The 23,089-nt window shown below is 46.1% G+C and carries 15 protein-coding genes and 4 pseudogenes; 11 read left to right on the forward strand and 8 right to left on the reverse strand.

Annotated elements, in window-relative coordinates; all coding sequences use genetic code 11:
* Positions 1-465 precede the first annotated feature (465 nt).
* Positions 466-2,346 (forward strand): pyocin knob domain-containing S74 family peptidase, encoded by a 1,881-nt coding sequence (locus K0778_RS14580; RefSeq protein WP_153449094.1) that lies wholly within the window; start codon positions 466-468, stop codon positions 2,344-2,346.
* Positions 2,347-2,400: 54 nt separating this feature from the next.
* Positions 2,401-2,529: pseudogene (locus K0778_RS14585) on the forward strand (tail fiber assembly protein); the annotation flags it as partial.
* A 250-nt stretch (positions 2,530-2,779) separates the two neighbouring features.
* Here K0778_RS14585 and K0778_RS14590 read toward each other — a convergent pair.
* From K0778_RS14590 to K0778_RS14600, 3 genes are all read right to left on the reverse strand, one after another.
* Positions 2,780-3,595, reverse strand: a complete 816-nt coding sequence (locus tag K0778_RS14590) for a hypothetical protein (protein ID WP_023150044.1) — start codon at positions 3,593-3,595, stop codon at positions 2,780-2,782.
* Between the two features lie 476 nt (positions 3,596-4,071).
* The gene (locus K0778_RS14595; protein ID WP_024176454.1) at positions 4,072-5,124 is read right to left on the reverse strand and encodes a hypothetical protein; all 1,053 of its coding nucleotides are present in this window, start codon (positions 5,122-5,124) and stop codon (positions 4,072-4,074) included.
* Between the two features lie 141 nt (positions 5,125-5,265).
* A complete protein-coding gene (locus K0778_RS14600) occupies positions 5,266-6,636 on the reverse strand; it encodes an FRG domain-containing protein (protein WP_023150042.1) in 1,371 nt (456 codons plus the stop codon).
* 910 nt (positions 6,637-7,546) lie between these two features.
* Here K0778_RS14600 and K0778_RS14605 point away from each other — a divergent pair.
* Positions 7,547-8,128, forward strand: a complete 582-nt coding sequence (locus K0778_RS14605; protein WP_001310565.1) for a hypothetical protein — start codon at positions 7,547-7,549, stop codon at positions 8,126-8,128.
* An 86-nt stretch (positions 8,129-8,214) separates the two neighbouring features.
* On the opposite strand, the gene K0778_RS14610 is transcribed toward K0778_RS14605, so the two are convergent.
* Positions 8,215-9,846 (reverse strand): hypothetical protein, encoded by a 1,632-nt coding sequence (locus K0778_RS14610; RefSeq protein ID WP_024196663.1) that lies wholly within the window; start codon positions 9,844-9,846, stop codon positions 8,215-8,217.
* Positions 9,847-10,538: 692 nt separating this feature from the next.
* On the opposite strand from K0778_RS14610, the gene K0778_RS14615 reads away from it, so the two are divergent.
* From K0778_RS14615 to K0778_RS14630, 4 genes are all read left to right on the forward strand, one after another.
* Positions 10,539-10,766, forward strand: coding sequence for an AlpA family transcriptional regulator (locus K0778_RS14615; RefSeq protein ID WP_000270169.1), 228 nt, complete (start codon positions 10,539-10,541; stop codon positions 10,764-10,766).
* Between the two features lie 211 nt (positions 10,767-10,977).
* Positions 10,978-11,127 (forward strand): DUF3987 domain-containing protein, encoded by a 150-nt coding sequence (locus K0778_RS27710; protein ID WP_001333414.1) that lies wholly within the window; start codon positions 10,978-10,980, stop codon positions 11,125-11,127.
* A 212-nt stretch (positions 11,128-11,339) separates the two neighbouring features.
* A complete protein-coding gene (locus K0778_RS14625) occupies positions 11,340-12,773 on the forward strand; it encodes a YfjI family protein (protein WP_000114377.1) in 1,434 nt (477 codons plus the stop codon).
* Positions 12,774-13,631: 858 nt separating this feature from the next.
* Entirely contained in the window at positions 13,632-14,195 is a 564-nt protein-coding gene (locus K0778_RS14630; protein WP_000282099.1) for an inovirus-type Gp2 protein, read from the forward strand.
* A 325-nt stretch (positions 14,196-14,520) separates the two neighbouring features.
* On the opposite strand, the pseudogene ltrA reads toward K0778_RS14630, so the two are convergent.
* The 4 genes and pseudogenes from ltrA to K0778_RS14650 form a co-directional block, all read right to left on the reverse strand.
* Positions 14,521-15,856: pseudogene (gene ltrA, locus K0778_RS14635) on the reverse strand (group II intron reverse transcriptase/maturase).
* A 490-nt stretch (positions 15,857-16,346) separates the two neighbouring features.
* Positions 16,347-16,469 (reverse strand): annotated as a pseudogene (locus K0778_RS14640) (IS481 family transposase); the annotation flags it as partial.
* A gap of 78 nt (positions 16,470-16,547) precedes the next feature.
* A pseudogene (locus K0778_RS14645) lies at positions 16,548-16,778 on the reverse strand (IS4/IS5 family transposase); the annotation flags it as partial.
* Positions 16,779-16,921: 143 nt separating this feature from the next.
* Entirely contained in the window at positions 16,922-18,031 is a 1,110-nt protein-coding gene (locus tag K0778_RS14650) for an ABC transporter ATP-binding protein (RefSeq protein WP_016243364.1), read from the reverse strand.
* A gap of 356 nt (positions 18,032-18,387) precedes the next feature.
* Here K0778_RS14650 and K0778_RS14655 point away from each other — a divergent pair, with 356 nt between their 5' ends.
* From K0778_RS14655 to K0778_RS14670, 4 genes are all read left to right on the forward strand, one after another.
* Positions 18,388-19,620: a maltodextrin ABC transporter substrate-binding protein gene (locus K0778_RS14655; RefSeq protein WP_000742442.1), complete on the forward strand. Its 1,233-nt coding sequence runs from the start codon at positions 18,388-18,390 to the stop codon at positions 19,618-19,620.
* 62 nt (positions 19,621-19,682) lie between these two features.
* Complete coding sequence (locus tag K0778_RS14660) at positions 19,683-20,990, forward strand: carbohydrate ABC transporter permease (protein ID WP_000022200.1); 1,308 nt, start codon at positions 19,683-19,685, stop codon at positions 20,988-20,990.
* Between the two features lie 10 nt (positions 20,991-21,000).
* Positions 21,001-21,852, forward strand: coding sequence for a sugar ABC transporter permease (locus K0778_RS14665; protein ID WP_000079398.1), 852 nt, complete (start codon positions 21,001-21,003; stop codon positions 21,850-21,852).
* Between the two features lie 4 nt (positions 21,853-21,856).
* Positions 21,857-23,059, forward strand: coding sequence for an arabinogalactan endo-beta-1,4-galactanase (locus K0778_RS14670; RefSeq protein ID WP_000819837.1), 1,203 nt, complete (start codon positions 21,857-21,859; stop codon positions 23,057-23,059).
* Positions 23,060-23,089: the final 30 nt, after the last annotated feature.

A 23,089-nucleotide genomic window follows, 5' to 3' on the forward strand; every position in this document is an offset into this window, starting at 1 on the left:
GCCGCGCCTTCTGGATATGTTGAAAGCCCCGTTGTAAGGATTTACGACCAGTTAAACAAGCCGACTAAAGCAGATTTGGGTCTTTCTAATGCTATGCTTACAGGCGCTTTCGGTCTTGGCGGTAGCGGGATATCAACAACCGGCAAGATGAGCGATGTAGAGATCTTAAAAGCTCTGCGTGACAAAGGTGGTCATTTCTGGCGCGGTGATAAGCCGACCGGAAGTACGGCGACCATTTATAGCCACGGTTCTGGTATATTCTCGCGGTGCGGCGATACGTGGTCGGCGATCAATATCGACTACGGAACAGGTAAAGTCAAGGTTTACGCTGGTAACGATGGTGGACTTAATAATGGTAATTTTTCCGTCAATGAGCTATACGGAACCAAAAATAAGCCGTCGAAATCGGACGTTGGACTTGGTAACGTAACTAATGATGCGCAGGTGAAAAAATCCGGCGATATTATGTCTGGCGACCTGGCGGTCTATAAAGATACTCCGTCACTATTCCTTAGGGCAAAAGATGGAGCAGGTGCTGCCGCTGTGCGGTTTTTCACTGATCAAAACCTGGAGCGCGGCATAATCTATGCTATTCAAAACACTGATACGCTTGGCGAAGTTCGCATCAGGGCTAAAAACGCAAAAGGCGTAACTGGTGGTGATTTTATTGTTCGCCACGACGGGATGGTTGAAGCCCGCTATCTCTCAGTAGAATTTAAAATTAAAAGCGCCGCCGCAGAAATTGCAAACACATCAACTAACCCGCTTGATAACACTTTAAAAATTAGCGGTCCACAGCATACGCCGTTACTTTTAACGCGCTCCGGTTCTACTGAAAATGTGTCCATTGGGTTTAAGTTAGACAACGTGAACCAAAAGTATCTTGGAATTGATACTAATGGGGATCTGGCTTTTGGCGAGAGTCCTGATCAGAAACAAAACAGCAAATTGATCACGCAAGCGAAACTCGACAAGGGATTAACGATTGGTGGTCAACTGGCTTTCAAAGGTACGACAGCGTTTTCAGCCGCTGCTACGTTCAGTGCCGGGATAGCAGGAGCCATCGAGCCTGAAAACATTGGCGGCCAGAAGGTTGATCTTAACAACCTGACCATCAGGTCAGATGCCGGGGCGGTTAAATACTATAGTTGTCCATCCTCTGGAGGTGGTGCAAATATCACCAACAAGCCTGACGGTGTAACCGGTAACTTTTTGCTCCGTGTAGAGTCGACTCGCAAAGTTTCTGCTTCGGATTATGCGAACATGCAAACGCTGATCAGCAACGACACAAAACGTATATACGTTCGCTTTGTTGTTAATGGAAACTGGACAGCGTGGAGTCAGGTTGTTGTTTCCGGATGGAATCAGGATGTAACCGTCAGGTCGTTAACCTCGACGACTCCATCAAAATTAGGTGGCGGGCGGATTGATGTGCTTGGAAGTACGTCAGACTATAGCAAAATGGATTGCTTTGTACGTGGGTTTGATAGCGCCGGTAATTCTCTCGCGTGGGCGTTGGGTTCATCAGCCGGCGTAAGTAAGATGCTGTCGCTAAAAAATTTCTTTAGCGGAGCTGAGATACTGTTAAATGGTAATGACGGCGCGGTTCAACTCAAAACAGGCACTGTTAACGGGGCTACAGCGCAGGCGCTCACTATCAACAGGAATGAGGTTAACTCAACTGTTGATTTAACCCTTACAAAACAATCAGGGACTGGCAATCGTTTTGTTTTACAGAACTCAGGTAATGCAGAACTACCGTTTTATGTCAGTGTGTGGGGTTCCAGTACTCGACAAAACATTTTTGAGGTTGGCACGTCTGCTGCGTATCTGTTTTATGCGCAAAAAACGTCAGCAGGCCAGTTGTTTGATGTAAATGGCGCTATTAATTGCACAACGCTGAATCAGTCATCAGACCGCGATCTTAAAGACGATATTCTCGTTATCAGCGACGCGACGAAAGCAATCCGTAAAATGAACGGATACACCTACACGCTCAGGGAAAACGGGATGCCTTATGCTGGCGTTATTGCACAGGAAGTAATGGAGGCGATACCAGAAGCTGTGGGATCGTTTACTCATTATGGTGAAGAGTTGCAAGGTCCGACCGTTGACGGCAACGAGCTACGCGAAGAAACGCGCTATCTTAATGTTGACTACGCCGCCGTGACGGGTTTACTTGTTCAGGTCGCCCGTGAAACAGATGATCGCGTTACCGCGCTGGAAGAGGAAAACACAACGCTACGTCAAAATCTGGCAACAGCAGACACCCGGATCAGCACTCTGGAAAATCAGGTAAGCGAACTGGTTGCACTTGTCCGGCAGTTAACAGGAAGCGAACATTGATATCCTTCAAGCTCTGAAGGAGGCTGTTCCCGGTACGTTCAGACTGTTGTTGAGCTGGATATCGCAACAGAGGAAGAAACCTCATTGCTGGAAGCTTGGAAAAAGTATCGGGTGTTGCTGAACCGTGTTGATACATCAACTGCACCTGATATTGAGTGGCCGAAAGAACCAGACACAATCTAAGCGAAAAAGAAAACCGCAGACACGTCGTATGTAGGAACGTGCTGCGGTTGGCTGGTGAACTTCCGATAGTGCGAGTATTGAATGATTTCCAGTTGCTACCGATTTTACATATTTTTTGCATGAGAGGATTTGCACCTCCTCCCACCGATCCTCCATGACTTTACGCCACTGTCTCTATGGCTGCTATGTGCCAGAAGCGGACTTCATTAGATTCTTTGTTTTTTGTGTTAATATACTTACAATCCCATCATCAACTAACAACCCAATCATCAGATAATATATCACTGATATTGAAAATATAGGTATGGTTATTTTTACCATCTGAAATGACGATTTTTTTTAAGTTGAATCTTTCTGATATGATATGCGTTGCAAATTGTGGGATTATTAAAAACAAAGCCTCTACCTTACTGATTAATTCAATGTTGACTTTAGGTCTGAAGTTTGCATCATGAACCACTTTGTGCCTAATGTAAAATGCTTCCTCTATGAGGGCTCTCCAGTCTGGAAATATATTTTCTATCGATAAACTTTGGGAAATTTGGCCACTCAGACCGCAAGGAGATATATTAGTTGTACATATGTAGTTTAAAAAACTCTCACCCCACATGCCATTATATGCTTCTTCAAGGTCGTTTAAGTTTTGAAAGTTAAAGCTTTTACTCAATAACTCTGATAGATTTATCTCAGTGTTTATATTGATAGATGTTTCTGTTCTCATTTTAGATAGTAGTGTTGTAATTCTAGATTCATCAACTGAATGCACGAAAACAAAAACGTCTCTAAAATATGTTTCCCAGCAACTGATTAGAAATACAAAATATTGTCGATATGCTGTTTTATAAATATCTATTTTCTTATCTTTCGTTGAAATAAGTGAATGCATAAGTCGACAATTTTCTGCAAAATTTAGTAGGAAAGACATTGAGAAGTCTTCTATAGCTCCTCTTGATTCGCGAAGAGATAGCAATTCATCAATAATTTTTTTATTGATTTTCCTAATCTTTTTCAATTGCATGCCTCGTTTTTGCTTAAGTAAAGTTGATTTTGGGGTTTCGTCAATCATGTTATCTTATTAGATTTAAAGATAAAGTAACTTTTTGCATAAGCTTTGCGACAAAGATAGCTTTAATGAAAGGCCTTATAGAGCTACTTGGCCATAAAAATTTTTACGATGAATTCGAATTCAGCGTCCGCTCCTCGCTTAAAGCTGTCCTTGGGCCTAACCTACGATAGCTTCGTGCCAGAAGCGGACATTACTAAGATAGTAACGTATCAAACGGTGGGACAAGTCATGCCAAGTGCGGAAGTGGCTAACAACCATCTGTGTTGTTTAACGGGGAACAGGTCATTCCATTGACCCGATCATTTATGTTGCGCTGACGCTTAGGTAATAAAAAGCCGCCTATGCCCGTCTATCTTTGGGGATCCGCAATGAAGTTGATTGTGAGGTTATTAGGCTGGGTCTTCTCATTTATAAGTTGTTGAAGTAGCAACGAATTATCGAGCGATTTATCCCGATTAAATGTCTCACTATTACTCTTAATCGGTAAATTCATAGTTTGGCCGCATTGAGAAACGCCACAGAGGCAGGCCTCCCCCTTTGTAATCATCAGGGATGGTTACCGTGAAAAGTCTGACATTCTGCCGGGTGTCAACTGACCTGATCTGGCTGTCGTGTACAGTCTGCTCGTTAAAGGCCGACGTGACCAGCGAACTCAGCGTACCTATAAAGTCGAAACCCTGTCTTTTGTAATTTTCGTCGTCTTCCGGGGAAAATGTGTATCGGATGCTCTCAAGCTGACCATCAGTGAATATTGCCTCCGATCCGGGGCAGAGCCACTCTCCGTAGCGCATCAGATGAAACGCCGTGTTCATTTCAAATTTATCCGTTACTTGTCTGTCATTGCAGTAAATTTTAATCTCGCCAATTGTAAAATGGGCGATGCCTTCGGGACTAACTGAAACTTCTTTGGTCCGGTCGGGGATAAGCTCAAAAACCAGATCGGGTTCTGTTGCTATCGATAGGTCGCCCAGCAGGTACATCTCACTTTTTGCGAGCGCCGAGGCCTGCGTCAAGGTATGTTCACGCTCTAGCTCCTTCATTGAGGAGCGTGCAACCAGCGCCCACCGGCGCAGCATCCTGATGTAGATGGCATAATAAACTGGAATACCATGGAGCTCACCGTACTTTTCAACCTTATCACTGTACGATTTCTTCAGGCGATAATCGTCAGCCACGTCATCCGCGTTAAAGTTTTTTACTTCCACAAAGATCTGACGGCGATCCTTCAGTATAATGCGATAGTCAGGTGCCACCAGATCGGGATCGGCTGACATCAAGTCTCCGGCGTCTTCCTGTTTAAGAAACTGGCAGTGGTTCAGTGCGGCGCAAACGTGTTTAAATAGGTTTTCTATTCTTTTCCCGTTCAGCAGAATTGGATTCTGATGGGAAGCGATTAATGACGTGGTGACCTTTTGTATAAAGTCATCCTGGTGCTCGGGGTTTTTAATATCGTAATTATAGATCTGGCCCAACGAGGAAAAAAGCTCAAAGGCTTCAAATCGTTCGGGATTCCTCTTGATTCTTTCCATTAATGACTCCGCAGCTAATAAATACAACGAAATGAGATCACTTGTTTCTCTGAAGTTACCTGAAAACTGCATTCTGCACGGCGATTAAAGCGGCTATGGGCCCACGCTGGCACACAGGCGTGCCGTGCGACTAAAGCGCTATCAGATTCGTCCATCGTATAGTTTTGCAATTTCCGTAGCAGCCTTCTCAATGCCGGGGTACACCGTGCTTTCGTTAATGCCAAGGCGGCTCAGTTGCTGCATCAGATGCTCTTTGTTTCTAATAACAAGCTTTTTGATGTTCAGCGTACTGAGTCCCGTTTCCGGTAGGTCTACGTTTTCACCAAAGAGCAGGAAAGCGCCTGATTGGGACGAAATACGTGCGTTACTGAGCCGACCTTTGACCACAACAATTTTACTTAGGTGGACCGGATCGATGATGCTTTTGAAATAGGACTTTTCATCGCGGATCAGGTGTAGTAGTTGTCCGCACTCTTCAGATTCGTTAAACGCCGGAATGGTGAGATTAGTTTTCAGGCTGCTTTTGAAACGAGAGGGAAGACGGGAAAGATTGGCTATGCAACTTACGGTATCCGAGTCGAAAAACTTAATTTCACTTTTGGGCGTCGTCAGAATAATGACGTTCCCGTCAATTTCATGATTATTTTCATCGTGCTTGATTTTAGAGCAGGCAAAATATAGTGCGATCAAGGGGTTTGTTGATACATCAAGCAGGCGTGTGGGTAGGCCATAGTGTTGCATGCGCACGAGTTTATCTAGCATATACCGATCGTCTTTGAACTCGGCGGGCTGCACGGTCAGCAGCTCTGTTATCATGTCCGATTCGTGATGGCGGTAGCGATAGTTACCCTGAGTATCCTTGCGGAACAGTGAGGGTTCCAGTTGGTAGTTGATGTCCGAGTGACCGCGGTAAAATACCTCTTCATCGTTTCCCTGTGTATGATCGAGTATCACCTGCAAGTACTGATTGATATTCGCAATGATCTCTAGTTCTTCATTATTCTCCGGTGCTTCCGCACTCGCTGCTGCGGGCTCAACATTAGAATAGCCTTCAAGGCCTAAAACACGCAGAATCTCATTTACGGAAATCTCTTTGACCGCCCAGAACGTTCTGTTTAGTCCGAAACTGCCCAGCTCCAGCTCACTTACGTACTCTTTATCGCTGGTTAAGGGCTTGTAGCCGATATCACTGGTAATCTCATAATCAAACGCTAAAACTTTTTCTCTGTTATACACGGACGTACTTATCTTGCTGATTTTTCCTAAGCGGATGTGGCTGAAATAACCTATTTTTTCATTATCTTCATCGAATTCAATTTCCGGCTCGGACATAAATACAACGGGCAGTTCCTGAAGAAAATGATAGGTTTTTTCAGTCAGGGGAAGCAATCTGCTTCTAAGAGACTCTGGCGTGGATTCGAAGAGTCGCGACACAGGGAAAGAGTCATTGCCACTGGGTTCAGAAAAAAAAGTGTAGTATTTGGGGGTTCCGACAACGATAAGATTCAGCATACTTGCGATCCTCGCATAAGTTAAGTTTCTCTCTCATCATGCCAGACTTGATAATTATTTAAACATCAGCGCTGCTATTTATATTTCACACCTTTTTGAGCCGAAACGACACTGCCATCGGTAAGCCCGGATGATACATTCTGAAAATTCATCAGAAAAATTTACATCACGCTTTACTCCTGACGTATATCAGCACTAACGTGCCATTGCGCACGCGCTAGCTATTTAGTAGCGCGTTTCGGCGAAAAGAGATTCGGTAGTCAATGACTATATTTCGCTCATAACAGACATTCACTACAGTTGTGGCAGAAAGGTATGCATGCTGGGTGTGGGGAAGTCGTGAAAGAAAAGAAGACTGCAGTGCCGTTTGTCGTTACGTTTATCTTCATTGGCTATGCAAGTCGTAATACAAGGTGGGACAAAACTGAGACATATAAGGCCTCGCAATGGCTTGCAAGGCTTTACATGTTTTGATGTGGTGGGACGTGTGAGCGCAGTGTTGATGGGGTAATGCTTTGAATTAGAAGCGGATTCTTATAATTCGTAATGCGAAGGTCGTAGGTTCGACTCCTATTATCGGCACCATTTAAATCAATAAGTTAGATAAGTGTGTGCCTAGATTTTCTTGCAGCTTGTCATTTGGGTACACACAGGGGACACAAAGCACAAAAGTGTGTACATTTGGTTTTGGTGTCCTCGTGTTTACTTCTTACCGTTGATATAAATTCACTTTCTTGTTGACAAAAATTGTAAGCATGTCGAATGGCAATGTAGACATCGCTATTAGTTGTTTGGCAAGGTATTTATTGAGTGTAAACATAAAAACTTTATCAATATATGCTCAGACTGATGAGGTCAGTATTGATACTAATGTTTTCAAATTTTAGGCCATAAAATAGCTGTCATTCCAATGTCTTACTCTCCTGCTACTGTAGCCCGCCGTTTTTCGATACTGGATGGAGTAACTATTCAGGGCGTGCTTTACCAGATCATCTGGGATCCAGAGACTCCGTTCGCTGCGGTAATCGAAGCTGCACCTTCTGTTATTGATGGTGATATTCGCCATAAGGTTGTTGCCACTCTGGAGCTTCAGCGTCGTTCACAGCTTGAAGGGGTGTTTGTCCGGAAATTCTGGGAAGAACAGGACGTTGCTCAGATTGAAGGGATTGTTGTCGATGGCGCTGTACGTGATGTTGGCCTTGCTACGTTTGTTTATGAAACAATAGCCACAAAAGCAGGCGTTATACTATTAAGTGATAACGAGCAATATGAAGGAGGTAAAGCCCTCTGGCAGCATATAGCGCGTCGTTCAACGAATCTTAAGGTGTTTATCTTAGATACAGATTCCGCACGGTATTATCCGTTTGATGGTGATCGGATCTGCTATGATGGGGAAAGTATTCCTGAATCAGAAATCTGGAGTGAACATCCTGATCGAAACAAACACGGTGTTGTTCTTGTGGCCGAATCTGTTAATGGAAAAGCCGCATAATTTGCCGATTGTCTCGTGTCCCTGGAACTCCGGTATACCGAGGCATAACGAACAGGGGATAACCGGGCTGTTATCCCCTCAGGGAGTTACTGTCCGGTCAGGCATTTGCCCCATAAAGGTCGAATCACATCTCTATCTTCACTGTAGGGAAATCTTTTATTTTTTTTCTTCTGTTCCAACAGGAATACGTCGATTTCGTTATTGATAATCTCCTTAACAGTGCGGCGATAACGGTTTAGCGACGTATCACTTATATTTGTCTTTGACAGGCGTAAACTGGTATCGGCTTTGATGTCTTCATTTATGCCATCTTTAACTTTTCGTTTTGGCCTATCCGGAATACCTTCATGCAGATCATAGGCTTTCAGCCCTACAAGTCGTACGGCAACGTCAATCTTCTCTGTTCGTTTTTGTTTATGACTTTCTAACAAAACTTTATTTTTTTCATACCATTTTTGAAATGTTTCCAGCCGCTTCTCATTATCTTTACTGAGCTCCAGAAGAGAATAAAATTCAATATTATCTGTTATATTAATTTCACTCTCTGATGCCGGAGGTTTTATTCCTGGAAACTCTGTCTCATTCTGGGATGATTTCTTGTATTTCTCCTGCAGACAATGACAAAGATAAATTACTGCATCCTGAAGGGTATTAGTGTGAATCAACCTCAGAAGTTCATCACGTTGTATGGTTATCTGGCAATAATCCTTTTCCCATGCAGTTGTATGCCCGGTTTCTGTATCTTTATCCGGAGTAACTGTTGCGAATTTCCATGTATATCGGATAAAATCTGTTGGTTTAAAATACGCCATGGTTTTGTTGAACCAACTAATGATTTCATTGGCATAAAGACGGACATATTCATCGTATATTGACTTAATTTCATACCAGTTGGCGACTTGACACAAATTATTCACGAATTCTATACGTCCTGTTTTCAACAGTTGCTCTTTCAGTCTGATTACATCCCCGGTATTTTGCTCCGGACAATCCCTGAATATTTTATGTTCCTCTTTAAAAGGGGATAGCCATTCCGTAAGGTCTGTATTTTTTTTCTTGTAGAATCCGTTAATCGTCGTACTAATAACTCTGGCAAGTATTGCTGATTCATCAATTTCATGGTATTGATTCAGGTGTGCCAGTAACTCTGAGGTGCAGGAGTGTGCAACAGAGAGATCCTGGTGGCAATACCCCTGTCGGGCCTCTGCTGGAATTGGTGAACTCCAGGCTTTACATTCAGTCAGAATATTAAATAAATCATCTTCTACAAACTTTGTCAGTTCAGGTGTTTTCCAGGTTCCCGGTCTCGGGCTGATAAAGGTTGATGTTGTCTGTACTTCTTGCATCGCCCCCCAGGTTTTCAGGCTGATATTTCCTTCATCAAAACCATTGTATAAATGGCACATAATATTAAGCGCATCTGTAAGATCAGAATTAGTGAGTTGGGGAAATGTAGATTCTTTAATAATAAGCTCTGGTTCATCCGCGTTTCTTTGTTCTCTAAAGATTCTCAAGAGCTTTGTATTAGCACGTAATGCAGAGAGAACTCTGTGCTGTTCTTCAAACCAGGGGCGATACTCTGGATTCTGATATAGCTGACGAGCCTTAAAAATGAGTAAAAGGAGTTGTTCGGAAACCGCCTCGTATATGCCAGGGAATGGGTGGGATTCGCCGGATAAAACACGATCATACTTTTGTTGCATTGCCCGAGTTACCATGATGTCAGAAGTTTTTTGCTTGCCACATATTGGCCCACTGTCAGACAGAATCGATGTCGTCCACTGAAATGAAACGGTAATCCTGAGACAGCCGCTGATTACGTGGATAGCTTGTGTACATTTGTTTATATCCTGAGATTTTATACATTATTTACGATAATTTTCTCCTGATTGTGATTGTCTCCGTCAGTTACCCCTGCTTCTTCTGTATAAGAGTATTTGCTTTATTTTCTGATTATTCGTAGCCTGATTCTGTCTGTTCAGCAACAGATTGTTTTTTCCTCCACTTGTTATAGCTTATTTTTGTGATGACTATCACAAATTAGATTGAAATATTTCACCTTCCTGCGACTCCTCCATGCCTTGCCTGAACATTACATGGATTAATTTATATATCTACGCCTTATTGTAGTCAATAAAAATCGTCATAATGGATTTTTAATATTAATCTTTTGTTTTTATTTATTATAATTTGTTTTTATTTGACTCGGTATATTTTTATTTTTCTATAAAAAGTCATTTTAATAATGTAATTCAATATTTTGACCTGTAAAAATCATAGCATTACATTTTATTTGTCAGGTATTGACGGGCTGAATGACAGTGACTTCCACTAATTGTTTATCTGGGAAACTTAGTCATTTCATTCTCATGTCAGGAGTAAAAAAGTATTGATATATCAGGAGAGTAGTATGTGGGTTTCATTAACAGATGAACAGCGTCTGGTCATTTTGAAAGCTTATGGGATTGAATACGACAGACTGGTACGTGAAAAGGAACGATATGAGATCACGTCAGTTTCTCGTACACAAGCGTGGAAACTTGAACGGGAGGGAAAATTTCCACCACGTAAGTCTATCGGAAAGAAATCCTGTGGATGGTTATTCAGCGACCTTCTCTGGTGGATACAGACCAGATGAACTGTTTGAATATTTCAGAATATGCAGTCTGTATAGCAGCTATTGTCGCTATTGTAGCGGGAATAGCTGCTATACCCGAAACTCATTATGAAAAAGGGAGCATTTATGTCTTACATCAAATCGGATACTCGATATCCAGTATATACGTAACCATCAATGCATTGGAAATGCAATAATTGAAGCTCAACAAAATGAAAAAGCATCTCTGGCTATGACGATAACATCAGCATTAACAGCGATATCAATTGTCTGTCAGAATCAGGCTGAGGGGGGCAGACCAGGAATCACTAATATTTACTCTATGGTTCTTGATGATCCCGGAGAAAGGAAAACGACCATGGATAAGATGTTGATGAAATAATTTTCAGGAGGTATTAAGAATGAGAAATATGAATGATATTTCGTGGTGAATAACATGGTCTGGACTTAATTGATTTTATCGGTTTATTAAACATCAGAACTACAGATACTCTGTATGTTCTCAGAACATTAGGCCTTAATAGCAGCTATTTTCGCTATTATAGCGGGAGTTGCTGCTACTTTACTGACCTTTTAATAAAAATAGAGGTGTTTATGTCCGTACTTGCACTGGAAAAACCTTACCCGACATATGCACTACCACCGCTGGTGAGAAATGCAATAATTGAAACTCAAAAAAATACACAGGCACCCCTGGCTCTGGTGGCAACATCCGCATTAACAGCGATGTCAGTTTCCAGCCAGAATCAGGCTGATGTATGCAGGCCAGGAAATTTATGTGGGCCTGTTAATCTTTACTCTCTGATTCTGGCTGATTCCGGTGAAAGGAAAACGACCGTGGATAAAGTGTTTATGAAAGCATTTTATCTCAGGGATGAAGCCCTGGCGGAAGAATACGCGAAACTGGTTGAGAATTACAGTACAGAAAAGGAAATATGGGAGCAAAAGCAAAAAGCACTGGAGTCAAAATTGCATAAAGAAATTCGCGCCGGTAAAGATTGTAAGGCAACAGAGTCAGAGCTTAAAAGACATCTGAATAAATGTCCTGTTCCGCCGCAGATACACCGGACAATTTTCAATGAGACAACGATAGAGGGAATGTTAAAATATTATTCCGACAGCAATCGCTCTTTTGCTCTTGTATCCAGTGAAGGAGGAATAATTTTTGATGGTCGGGCAATGAGTAAACTTGGAATACTTAACTCTTTGTGGGATGGTGGTTCTCTTTTCATCGACAGGAAATCATCTCCCGGAATTATTTTGAAGGATCCAAGACTGACGGTATCGGTGATGATTCAGCCTGATGTTTACCAGAAAGGTTTTTGTACACGAAAAAAAGAACTTGTGAAAACGTCAGGACATCATGCAAGGTTTTTGATGTGTCAACCAACATCAACGCAGGGGACAAGGATAATAACCGGAGATAATTATTCATCACAGTATCAGTATTTGTTTGAACAGAGGATAAATGAACTCATTGATGAAAGCCTGGCTATGAGGGGAGAGCGGCGTTGCCTTCACTTTTCTCCTCAGGCGGCCAGAATCTGGATGGACTATTACAACGATGTGGAATCGAAGATGGCGGTTCTGGGGCCTTTAAGAGACTTCAGAGAATATGCTGCTAAAAATGCAGAGTATATGGCAAGACTGGCAGGACTTATTCACCATTTTAGCGGTGAGGAAGGTGACATTTCCCCCTACACTGCTGAAATGGCGAGAGAATTAGCAATATGGTATGGTAATGAGTATATTCGGTTATCCAGTCCGCTAACGTTTGAAAACTCTGCCCAGACCGTAACTATGCGACTCATTCCAGAGGAGCTTGAACTTTTTAGCTGGATAAAAAGCTATTGCATTGAGAAGGGGATACCCTGTATGAAAAAAAATGACATTTTACAGCGTGGTCCGAACCGTTTCCGTAAAAAAGATAAACTCAACTGGTTACTGGATTTACTGCATGAACAAAACAGAGTTGTACCGGTTATTGAGGGAAAAACGTGGTATGTCGCACCTAACTTTGACCTCTGAACGACTTAATCGTTGAGTAACATATAGTCTCCTCTGCTACTTGCGGAGGAGACTAATGCCTTTACCATGTCAGCGTTGTTGTATTACAGAACTCTGGTACAGGTCAGTCAGCAAATATAACTGGTATAACCATGATTTACTATTGGATAGAGTGTTGTTCAGGATATTGCTGGCTTTAGTCTTGGATGAGGAGACCCCCTCATTATTTTTGTGTTCAATAAATAATTTAGGTTAATTAGTATTATTAATGGGAGTTATATTATCTGTTATGTTGCCTTATCTCTTTTACATGGTAGTGTCACTCCTCTTTACGCTAACCATTCTGTTTAGTCTGTAGGTGTGTACTTGACACCAGATGCGTGCCAGAACTCTATTAGAAATATATTATCTTTATTTCGTATGTTATAGCTCCGTTACAGTTTATAGGTATGGGAAAATATAATATTTTCTGTGTGTAATAATCTTCTTGTGGTGAGGTTAAATATCTGTAGAGTCTCTCTGCAGAGCCTCTGTTTTTATTTAATGGTGCGGAAGTGTCAATAGTGGTGTTGTCTGTGGCTACCCGATATTGACTTTTGTGAAGATCAGATTACTTCCTGTAAGTGATTGAATGATGCTTTCTTAAACTCAATTCTATGAGGTGTGTTTTTACCATTGTAATTCGTACTGTTCCTCAGTTTAAGAGAGTCTCTGAATCTATTACCTCATGACAGCAATGAGGTAATGCAAAACAGTTTTATCAGGTTGTCTGTGCTGCTGGTTTACTTCGTTTATTAATGCCGTGGTACAGCGTTTCTGTACTCTCAGTATTTACGTAATTTCCTCTTCCTGTGAGTTTTATAAAGTAAGGACTATAAAATGTATAATGCTAATCCCAATTACGAGATGAATTTCATGATTCTGAAAGATGTGAATGAACACATGGAAGGTCTGTTTCAACGTTTTTCTAAACTGTTGCCTTTCAGAATTGATTTTGCCTACAAGAAAGGCACGCCCAGTTTCGGCTATTCCTGTAAGCACAGTATGTGTATGGAAATATACCGCTTACTTAGTGAAACCCAAACGATGCTGGCAGGATATTACTGGGTAATGGAATATACACCAGACAAAGGACTCCATATTCATTTTATCGGCTACCTGGATGGGCAACGTTACAAGAAATCTTATCGGTTATCCAGGCAACTGGGGGATATCTGGAGGCGAATCACGGAAGGGGAGGGGTACTTTCACCTGTGCCGGGCTAAAGACAAATACCCGGTGCGTATCGATCACGTGATTCACTATAGTGATAAGTCCGCGGTAGACGACTTACGTTACGCCCTCAGCTACCTGGCCAAACAGGATCAAAAAGAACTTGGTATTATTTGGTGGCATAGCAGACTTCCCGAAAAAAGTAACCGGGGCCGACCACGACATAACTGAATTATGGGGGCTTATGCCCGAACTATCGTAATTTATTGCGTGGATTTGTCGTTAATGCGTAGCTTTGTCCTCAGCGCAGGGGACGGGACTATGACACTTTGAACGTCATCTTGGGTGTAGTGACTTTTAACGTCAGATGATGCATAAGGGCCTTTCGCTAAGAGGCTCTGTTTACACAATTAAATAAATTGTCAACGCCACGATTTTTGACCGTTAGGGGATGGGTGAGTAGACCCGTCGGTCACCCGGGCGGGCCCCTCCGCAGAACCGGACGTGCGGAACTACCGCATCCGACTCCCGACAGATCAGTGTTCCCACACACATTTCAGCAAGAAGCGAACAGTGAACGGGTTTTCCATCTCGATGGAAAACCCAGCATTTTCAGGATTATATTCAGCGTTTTCCACGTCATTCGGCGACGCACACCTTTACGATTAAACCATCTGTAGATTATTCGCGTACTTTGGAATATAAACTGACTCACACGCCTCTGGTTATCAGATATACAGTGATAATTTATCCAGCCTCTGATTACTCTGATGATGGTATTCAGAACAAGCCTTTTATTGGGGGCATTCAGATTTCTCCAGAGGAAATCTCTGAGGCCCTTTAGTTTGGCTGCGAAACGATCTTTCCGGCTGCTTAACTTTAAACGCCAGTGTCCTTTTCGTGTTTTACCCCAGTAGCATGTGAATCCCAGAAAATTAAACGTAGGCAGGCGTTTTCCCGACTGGTTAGCTCTCATTGCTGCTATATGACCCGCGGGAATTAATTGTGATTTATCACAATGCAACTCCAGACCATATTTATTCAGCCTTTTCGGTAGCCTCCTAAAGAAGCGTTTTGCTTCACTAAAGAACTCAAAGGTAAATACCATATCATCAGCATACCTCACCATCTCAGCCCGCCCATGGATGTGTGAACGCGTGATTTGAGCAAACCATTCGTCTATTACATGATGCAGGTAGATATTAGCGAGTATTGGCGACAGGGCCGAACCCTGCGGGCAACCCTGTTCATTCTCTGATATCTCTTTCCCCCTGATAACAGGTGCCGTTATTGAGACCTCGACCAGCCTGAGAAAACGACGATCTGATGTCTTCTTCCGCAGTAAATTCATCAATTCAGTATGTGGAATTGTGTTGAAATACTTTCGGATGTCGATTTCCACCACCGCGCCATTCCAGTTGCGGAACGTTTGCTGTTGCAAAGCCTTCAAAGCAGCATGACAATTTAATCCCGGTCGGAAACCGTATGAGCAGGGCAGAAACAGTGGCTCATAGACACTGCTGAGAATATCGCTGACAGCAAGTTGCACCAGTTTATCCTCGATGCACGAGAGAGCCAGCGGCCGTTTACTGCCGTCCTCTTTTGGTATCTCCGTGATTCTTGCCGCTTGCGGGTGATACGTCCCTCTGCGTATACGCACGATGAGAGAAGTAATGTTCTCATCAAGGCGTTCACTGTAAGCGGCTTTAGTCCATACCATCAATACCTGTAGCCTTATTCCCGTCGAGTAGCAGGAATTGTCCTTTCAGCATGTCAACGTTCACCAGATGCCCCAGATTACTGAACATCTTATGTTTGTTGGCTGCTGATTTCTCGCCTATACGCTCAAGTTTCGTTAACCATGATAGTCCGTCGTTGCTGTGTACGGTCATTGTTTCTCTCTCACGTTCGATCTGTCCGTCAGCCCTTCGATCCACGATCATTACTCGCTTCATCACTACTATGGCTGACTCCGACTTCCTGATACCCGTTTCTGTGGTCTTGTGTTTTCGCACTTGTACCTGAGATACTCGTTCCCTTGAGAGGCATCAGGAGCTCCTGGGTTCCACACTGTTCTCTGCAAACACGCCGACGCCTGCGGCTCCGGTGTGTGCGGTTGCATGGATGCTCGCCAGTGTGACCATGCAACCGCTGTTGCCTGCAAGCTGAACGAAACTTTCGGCACACACGATTAAAATGTATTTCGGATCTGTCACGTTCACCAGTTGGTTTCGGCTCGGGTGCTTCGCTGTCTACGCTTCATCTCCTTTGTTACCGCCGGAGATGCAAGACTCGCTACGTAGAGGTCTGGCTGGTCCTTTCTACGGAGGGACTTACACCCTCAAGATCAGTGCAGCTTTGCCCAGCGCACCGTTCATCTCATTCCCAGAAGTGCAGTGCTTTCATTCTTAATTTGGCGATCTCAGGCATAACAGAGTGTTTCATCGCATAGATGGCTGCACGGTGATAACCCAAATACCCGACGCCGACATGTTGCATTAACATAGCAATCTCCCTTTACTTATCCGGAGGCAGTTGCAATATCTCTGTGAACTTACACACATGGTGGTAATAATATTTTTAAATCATATGGCTATCATGATGAAGCAATTCATTACCAAGCAGACGATCCACTCGTTTAATTTTGTTTTTGACTTGTGCGTTGCCGGGCAAATAACGTCTAATACTGGTCAGCATGAGAAATGTGCCCTTAATGAGCGCAGTGGTGGCATCCAGTAGAGAATTTTGTAGATATTTGTGAAACGGCGCGAGAGCATCACGGAAAAAATTCTGACATACATGACGAGTAGGCATAGAGTTGATCTCCCTGAATTGATAGCACAAATCAGTAAATCACAAAACCCTATGCCTGCCTTTGTTTACTCGCGCATTTCTAGAGATTCCTCATAGCTAGGATAGACTTTAACATACGCAGCGTAGATGACAAAAATGTTGGCTTAGTGCGCGTCCGGCGCCGTGATGTCGGCGCTGATGCGCAGATCGTTCTCATCAAAGACCATGCAGAAGCGCTCATCGAAGGCCAGATTAATCTTCTGCCACGGGCGGAAATGGACGTCGCCGGGCAGCAAAACCTTGACGTTATCGTGGCCGTAGCACTGGCCAAACAGGTAGGTATTGTTACCCAGACGTTCCACCACTTCACATTGAAACTCCACCACCGTACCAGTAGTGACCTCCGGAGTGAGGTGTTCTGGCCGGATCCCTAACGTTACCGCAGCGCCGGGCTTCAGCGGTTGGGTGGCGATATTCAGGGTCAGCTGATGGTCCTGCGCGAGGGTGACCGTTAAGCATTCCGGCTGCCAGTCGCTGACGACGGCCGGCAAAAAGTTCATCTTCGGCGAGCCGATAAAGCCGGCGACGAATTTGTTGACCGGATTGTAATACAGGGCCATCGGCGAACCCATTTGTTCGACTTTCCCGTGGTTCATCACCACGATTTTATCGGCCAGGGTCATCGCTTCCACCTGATCATGTGTGACATACACCATGGTGGTTTTCAGTTCCTGGTGCAGACGGGCAATATGCAGGCGCATATCGACGCGCAGCTCCGCATCAAGGTTAGAGAGCGGCTCATCGAACATAAACACCCGGGGATTACGCACGATCGCGCGGCCAATGGCCACGCGCTGCCGCTGTCCTCCGGAGAGCTGCTTCGGTTTACGGTCCAGCAGGTGCGAGAGCTGCAGGGTTTTGGCCACCATTTCCACCTGGCGGCGGATCTCCTCCTTCGGCACTTTATTCACCTTCAGCCCGTAGCCCATATTCTCCGCCACGGTCATATGCGGATAGAGCGCATAGGACTGGAAGACCATTGCCACGCCACGGCGGGCGGGCACCACATCATTCATCACCTCATCGCCGATCAGCACTTCTCCTTCGCTGACCTCTTCCAGCCCGGCAATCATGCGCAGCAGCGTCGATTTTCCACAACCGGAAGGGCCGACGAAAACGGCAAACTCGCCATCTTCAATATCGAGATTGACCTGGTGCAGCGTCACCGTGCTGCCGAACCTTTTGGTGACATTCCTCAGTCGTATATTGGACATCCACATTCCCCGGAGTGAGTAGCTGTTATTTGCCGTTGGTTTGTCACTATGTTGAGTATGATTTGTATTACGTATAACAAATCGGTGTGACGATGTTCAACAGCAGTAAAGTCATGGTCTAACTATAACTTCCACGGATTTTGCGCCATACAGGGACGTTTCATTTCTGCAAGGATGATCACACAACTGGCAGATTATGGTAGTTTTATCAACGATCAAAGCGTAGCGTATAACAAAAGCGAATCAGAACATGTTTTCAATGTAATACGGCAGTTTGAAATGATTTATTTTTCTAACTGGCAGACGTAAGTCACATAAAAACCATTAAATTGTTATACCTTCACATGAGGTTGATAATGAAAAAGAACACGCTTGCTGCACTAATCCTTACCACCCTGGCGGTGGGGCAACTCACCAGCCTGCAGGCGCACGCCGCCGGGCAGCTCAACGTCTGGGAAGACATTAAGAAATCCGCGGGTATTAAAACCGCGGTTAGCGATTTTGAAAAGCAGTACAACGTGAAGGTCAATCTGCAGGAGATGCCTTATGCCCAGCAGCTGGAAAAACTGCGTCTCGACGGGCCGGCGGGCATTGGGCCGGACGTGCTGGTGATCCCGAATGACCAGCTCGGCGGCGCCGTGGTTCAGGGACTTCTCTCGCCGCTCAGCGTCGATCAGGCGAAACAGGATGCCTTTACGCCAGCCTCCATCAATGCCTTCCGCATGGACAACGCGCTGTATGGGATCCCGAAGGCGGTGGAAACTCTGGTGCTTATCTACAACAAGGACCTGATCGACAAGCCGCTGGACAGCCTGCAGGCCTGGCTGGACTACTCGAAAACCCAGCGCGAGCAGAACAAATACGGCCTGCTCGCCAAGTTTGACCAGATCTACTACAGCTGGGGGGCGATTGGCCCGATGGGCGGCTATATCTTTGCTAAAAACGACAGCAGCGGCTTTAACCCGCAGCAGGTGGGCCTCAATACCCCCGGCGCAGTGGAAGCCGTCACCTTCCTGAAAAAATTCTATGCCGAGAAGGTCTTTCCGGCGGGGATCCTCGGCGATAACGGGCTGAATGCCATCGATTCGCTGTTTACCGAGAAAAAAGCGGCGGCGGTGATCAATGGGCCCTGGGCCTTCCAGCCATATGAAGCCGCTGGCATTAACTATGGCGTGGCGCCGCTGCCGACCCTACCGGACAGTAAGCCGATGAGCTCCTTCCTGGGCGTCAAAGGTTATGTGGTATCGACCTGGAGTAAAGACAAAGCGATGGCGCAACAGTTTATCGAGTTCATCAACCAGCCGCAGTATGTGAAAGACCGCTATGTCGCCACCGGCGAAATTCCGCCGCTGAAGGCGATGATTGACGATCCGCTGATTAAAAACGACCAAAAGGCCAGCGCCGTCGCTATCCAGTCGGCGCGGGCGGTGGCGATGCCGGGCATTCCGGAGATGGGGGAAGTGTGGGGGCCGGCCAATGCCGCGCTTGAACTGAGCCTCACCGGCAAGCAGGCGCCGCAGGCCGCGCTCGATAATGCGGTGAAACAGATCACGATGCAGATCGAAGCAATGCAGGCCAGCAATCAGTAATTCACCGTTACGTGAAGTCACCGAGCGGGAGGGGGACCTCCCGTTTGTAGAAGGAGTTGAGTGTGAGCATCCATTCCAGCGAAAATTTTGGCGACGCGCGCGGGCCCGGGCGGCATGCGTGGTGCGGCCTGCTACTTGCAATCGTGCCGGGTTTCGGTCAGTTTTATCATCGCCAGTGGCTGAAAGGGCTGGTCTTCCTGGCGCTGCTGAGCAGCTTTCTGGGTATTTTTTATGATTTCCTGCGCGAGGGGCTGTGGGGGCTATATACCCTGGGCGAGGAGGTACCGCGCGATAACTCTATCTTCCTGTTAGCCGAGGGGATTATCAGCGTGCTGATCGTCGCCTTTGGCGTGCTGATCTATTTCCTCTCGCTGCGTGATGCGTGGCTCAACGGTAAAAAACGTGATGAGGGGAGCGTTCTCAACAGCGTGCGTAAGCAGTACCAGATGCTGCTAAGCGACGGCTTTCCGTACCTGATGATCACCCCGGGTTTTATTTTGCTGGTCTTTGTGGTGATCTTTCCGATTCTTTTTGGTTTTGCCATCGCTTTCACCAACTACAACCTGTACCACACGCCGCCAGCGAAGCTGGTTGACTGGGTGGGGCTGAAAAACTTCGTCAATATTTTCACCCTCTCCATCTGGCGCTCCACCTTCCTGGATGTGCTGCAGTGGACCGTGGTATGGACGCTGCTGGCGACCACTCTGCAGTGTACGGTGGGCGTGTTGTTGGCGATTCTGGTCAACCAAAAAGATCTGCGCTTTAAACCGCTGATCCGCACCATCTTTATTTTGCCGTGGGCGGTGCCGGGGTTTGTCACCATCCTCGTCTTTGCCGGGATGTTCAACGACTCCTTTGGGGTCATCAACAACGCGATCCTTTCATTCTTCGGCATCAGTCCGAAGGCATGGCTCACCGATCCGTTCTGGACCAAAACGGCGCTGATTATGATGCAGACCTGGCTTGGCTTCCCGTTTGTGTTTGCCATGACCACCGGCGTGCTGCAGGCGATCCCGGACGATCTGTATGAAGCCGCAACGATGGACGGCGCCAGCGCGTTTACCCGTCTGCGCACCATCACTCTGCCGCTGGTGCTGTACGCGATCGCGCCGATAATCATCACCCAGTACACCTTCAACTTTAATAATTTTAACATCATTTACCTGTTCAACAACGGCGGCCCTGCGGTGGTGGGTTCTAACGCCGGCGGGACGGATATTCTGGTGTCGTGGATCTATAAGCTGACGATGTCCTCGTCGCAGTACGCCATCGCGGCGACCATCACGATCCTGCTGTCGATCTTTGTCGTCGGCCTGGCGCTGTGGCAGTTCCGCGCCACCAAATCCTTCAAAAATGACGACATGGCGTAAGGGAAGCAACATGGCTCAATCACCCAGTATTAAACGCGAAAAGTGGATCCGACTCTCTCTCACCTGGCTGGTGGTCATCCTGGTCTCGGTGGTGATTATCTATCCGCTGGTCTGGACGGTCGGGGCATCGCTGAACGCCGGCAATAGCCTGCTCAGTACCTCAATCATTCCGGAAAATGTGTCGTTCCAGCACTATGCCGATCTGTTCAATGGCAATGTGAATTACCTCACCTGGTACTGGAACTCGATGAAAATCAGCTTCCTGACCATGGTACTGACCCTGATTAGCGTTAGCTTTACCGCTTACGCCTTCTCCCGCTTCCGCTTTAAAGGGCGGCAGAACGGGCTGATGCTGTTCCTGCTGCTGCAGATGATCCCGCAGTTTTCTGCGCTGATTGCGATCTTTGTCCTGTCGCAACTGCTTGGCCTGATTAACAGCCATCTGGCGCTGGTGCTGATCTACGTCGGAGGGATGATCCCGATGAATACCTGGCTGATGAAAGGGTATCTCGATGCGATCCCTAAAGACCTGGATGAGTCCGCTCGCATGGACGGTGCCAGCAGCTTTCGCATCTTTATCGAGATCATCATGCCGTTGTCGAGGCCGATCCTCGCGGTGGTGGCGCTGTTCTCGTTCACTGGGCCGCTGGGGGATTTCATCCTCTCCAGTACCATCCTGCGTACCCCGGATAAATACACGCTGCCTATCGGTCTGTATAACCTGGTGGCGCAAAAAATGGGTGCCAGCTACACCACCTACGCGGCGGGGGCGGTGCTGATCGCCGTACCGGTGGCGATCCTCTACCTGGCGTTACAAAAATACTTCGTCTCCGGCCTGACCTCGGGCAGCACTAAAGGATAAGCACATGAAAAGATTCACACCCGCATGGCTTGCGGTTTGTCTGGCATGCAGTTTTTCCACCTCTTCTCTGGCCGCGGACGAGCTTGAAACCCGCGCCTTTCAAGGCATGCCGGCGGACTTTATCAAAGGCGCGGATATCTCCACGTTGCTGGACGCCGAAAAGCACGGGGCGACGTTCTACGATCAGAATAATCAGCGCAAGGATCCGATCGCTATTCTGAAAGAGAACGGCGTCAACTATGTCCGCCTCCGTCTGTGGGTGGATCCGCAATCGGCGAGCGGCGAGGACTATGGCGGTGGGAACAATGATCTGGCCACCACCCTGGCGCTGGCGAAGCGGGCGAAAGTCCAGGGGATGAAACTGCTGCTTGATTTTCACTACAGCGATTTCTGGACCGATCCCGGCAAGCAGTTCAAGCCGAAAGCTTGGGAAAAGATGGATTACCCGCAGCTGAAAACGGCAATTCATGACTATACCCGCGATACCATCGCCCGCTTTAAGCAGGCGGGCGTGCTGCCGGATATGGTGCAGATTGGCAATGAAATCAACGGCGGCATCCTGTGGCCGGAAGGGAAAAGCTGGGGGCAGGGGGGCGGCGAGTTCGACCGACTGGCCGGCCTGCTGAACTCGGCCATTGATGGCCTGAAGGAGAATCTACGTAACGGCGAGCATGTGAAAATCATGCTGCATCTGGCCGAAGGGACCAAGAACGATACCTTCCGCTGGTGGTTTGATGAGATTGACAAGCGCCATGTACCGTATGACGTGATTGGTCTGTCGATGTACACCTACTGGAATGGGCCGATCAGCGCCCTGAAGGCCAATATGGATGACATCAGCAAACGCTATAACAAAGACGTCATCGTCGTCGAGGCGGCCTATGCCTATACCCTAGCCAACTGCGATAACGCGGAAAATAGTTTCCAGGCGAAAGAAGAAAAGGATGGGGGATATCCCGCCACCGTACAGGGGCAATATAACTATATTCACGATTTAATGCAGGCGGTGGTTAATGTGCCTGACCAGCGTGGTAAAGGTATTTTCTATTGGGAACCAACATGGATTGCCGTGCCGGGAAATACCTGGGCCACGCCGGCGGGAATGAAATATATCCATGACGAGTGGAAAGAGGGTAATGCGCGTGAAAATCAGGCGCTATTTGATTGCCAGGGAAAAGTATTGCCGTCGGTAAAAGTATTTAATTGATTTTTTTGTCGTTCTTTTCAGGAAGTTTAT

It is taken from the genome of Escherichia sp. XD33, assembly GCF_019375075.1.
GTDB classification, from domain to species: Bacteria; Pseudomonadota; Gammaproteobacteria; order Enterobacterales; family Enterobacteriaceae; genus Enterobacter; species Enterobacter flexneri_A.

What these genes read in the sequence shown, in the direction of transcription:
- K0778_RS14580 (WP_153449094.1), top strand. Translation starts at nt 466, where the DNA reads ATGTCTGGCGACCTGGCGGTCTATAAAGATACTCCGTCACTATTCCTT.
- K0778_RS14590 (WP_023150044.1), bottom strand. Translation starts at nt 3,595, where the DNA reads ATGATTGACGAAACCCCAAAATCAACTTTACTTAAGCAAAAACGAGGC.
- K0778_RS14595 (WP_024176454.1), bottom strand. Translation starts at nt 5,124, where the DNA reads ATGGAAAGAATCAAGAGGAATCCCGAACGATTTGAAGCCTTTGAGCTT.
- K0778_RS14600 (WP_023150042.1), bottom strand. Translation starts at nt 6,636, where the DNA reads ATGCTGAATCTTATCGTTGTCGGAACCCCCAAATACTACACTTTTTTT.
- K0778_RS14605 (WP_001310565.1), top strand. Translation starts at nt 7,547, where the DNA reads ATGTCTTACTCTCCTGCTACTGTAGCCCGCCGTTTTTCGATACTGGAT.
- K0778_RS14610 (WP_024196663.1), bottom strand. Translation starts at nt 9,846, where the DNA reads ATGGTAACTCGGGCAATGCAACAAAAGTATGATCGTGTTTTATCCGGC.
- K0778_RS14615 (WP_000270169.1), top strand. Translation starts at nt 10,539, where the DNA reads ATGTGGGTTTCATTAACAGATGAACAGCGTCTGGTCATTTTGAAAGCT.
- K0778_RS27710 (WP_001333414.1), top strand. Translation starts at nt 10,978, where the DNA reads ATGACGATAACATCAGCATTAACAGCGATATCAATTGTCTGTCAGAAT.
- K0778_RS14625 (WP_000114377.1), top strand. Translation starts at nt 11,340, where the DNA reads ATGTCCGTACTTGCACTGGAAAAACCTTACCCGACATATGCACTACCA.
- K0778_RS14630 (WP_000282099.1), top strand. Translation starts at nt 13,632, where the DNA reads ATGTATAATGCTAATCCCAATTACGAGATGAATTTCATGATTCTGAAA.
- K0778_RS14650 (WP_016243364.1), bottom strand. Translation starts at nt 18,031, where the DNA reads ATGTCCAATATACGACTGAGGAATGTCACCAAAAGGTTCGGCAGCACG.
- K0778_RS14655 (WP_000742442.1), top strand. Translation starts at nt 18,388, where the DNA reads ATGAAAAAGAACACGCTTGCTGCACTAATCCTTACCACCCTGGCGGTG.
- K0778_RS14665 (WP_000079398.1), top strand. Translation starts at nt 21,001, where the DNA reads ATGGCTCAATCACCCAGTATTAAACGCGAAAAGTGGATCCGACTCTCT.
- K0778_RS14670 (WP_000819837.1), top strand. Translation starts at nt 21,857, where the DNA reads ATGAAAAGATTCACACCCGCATGGCTTGCGGTTTGTCTGGCATGCAGT.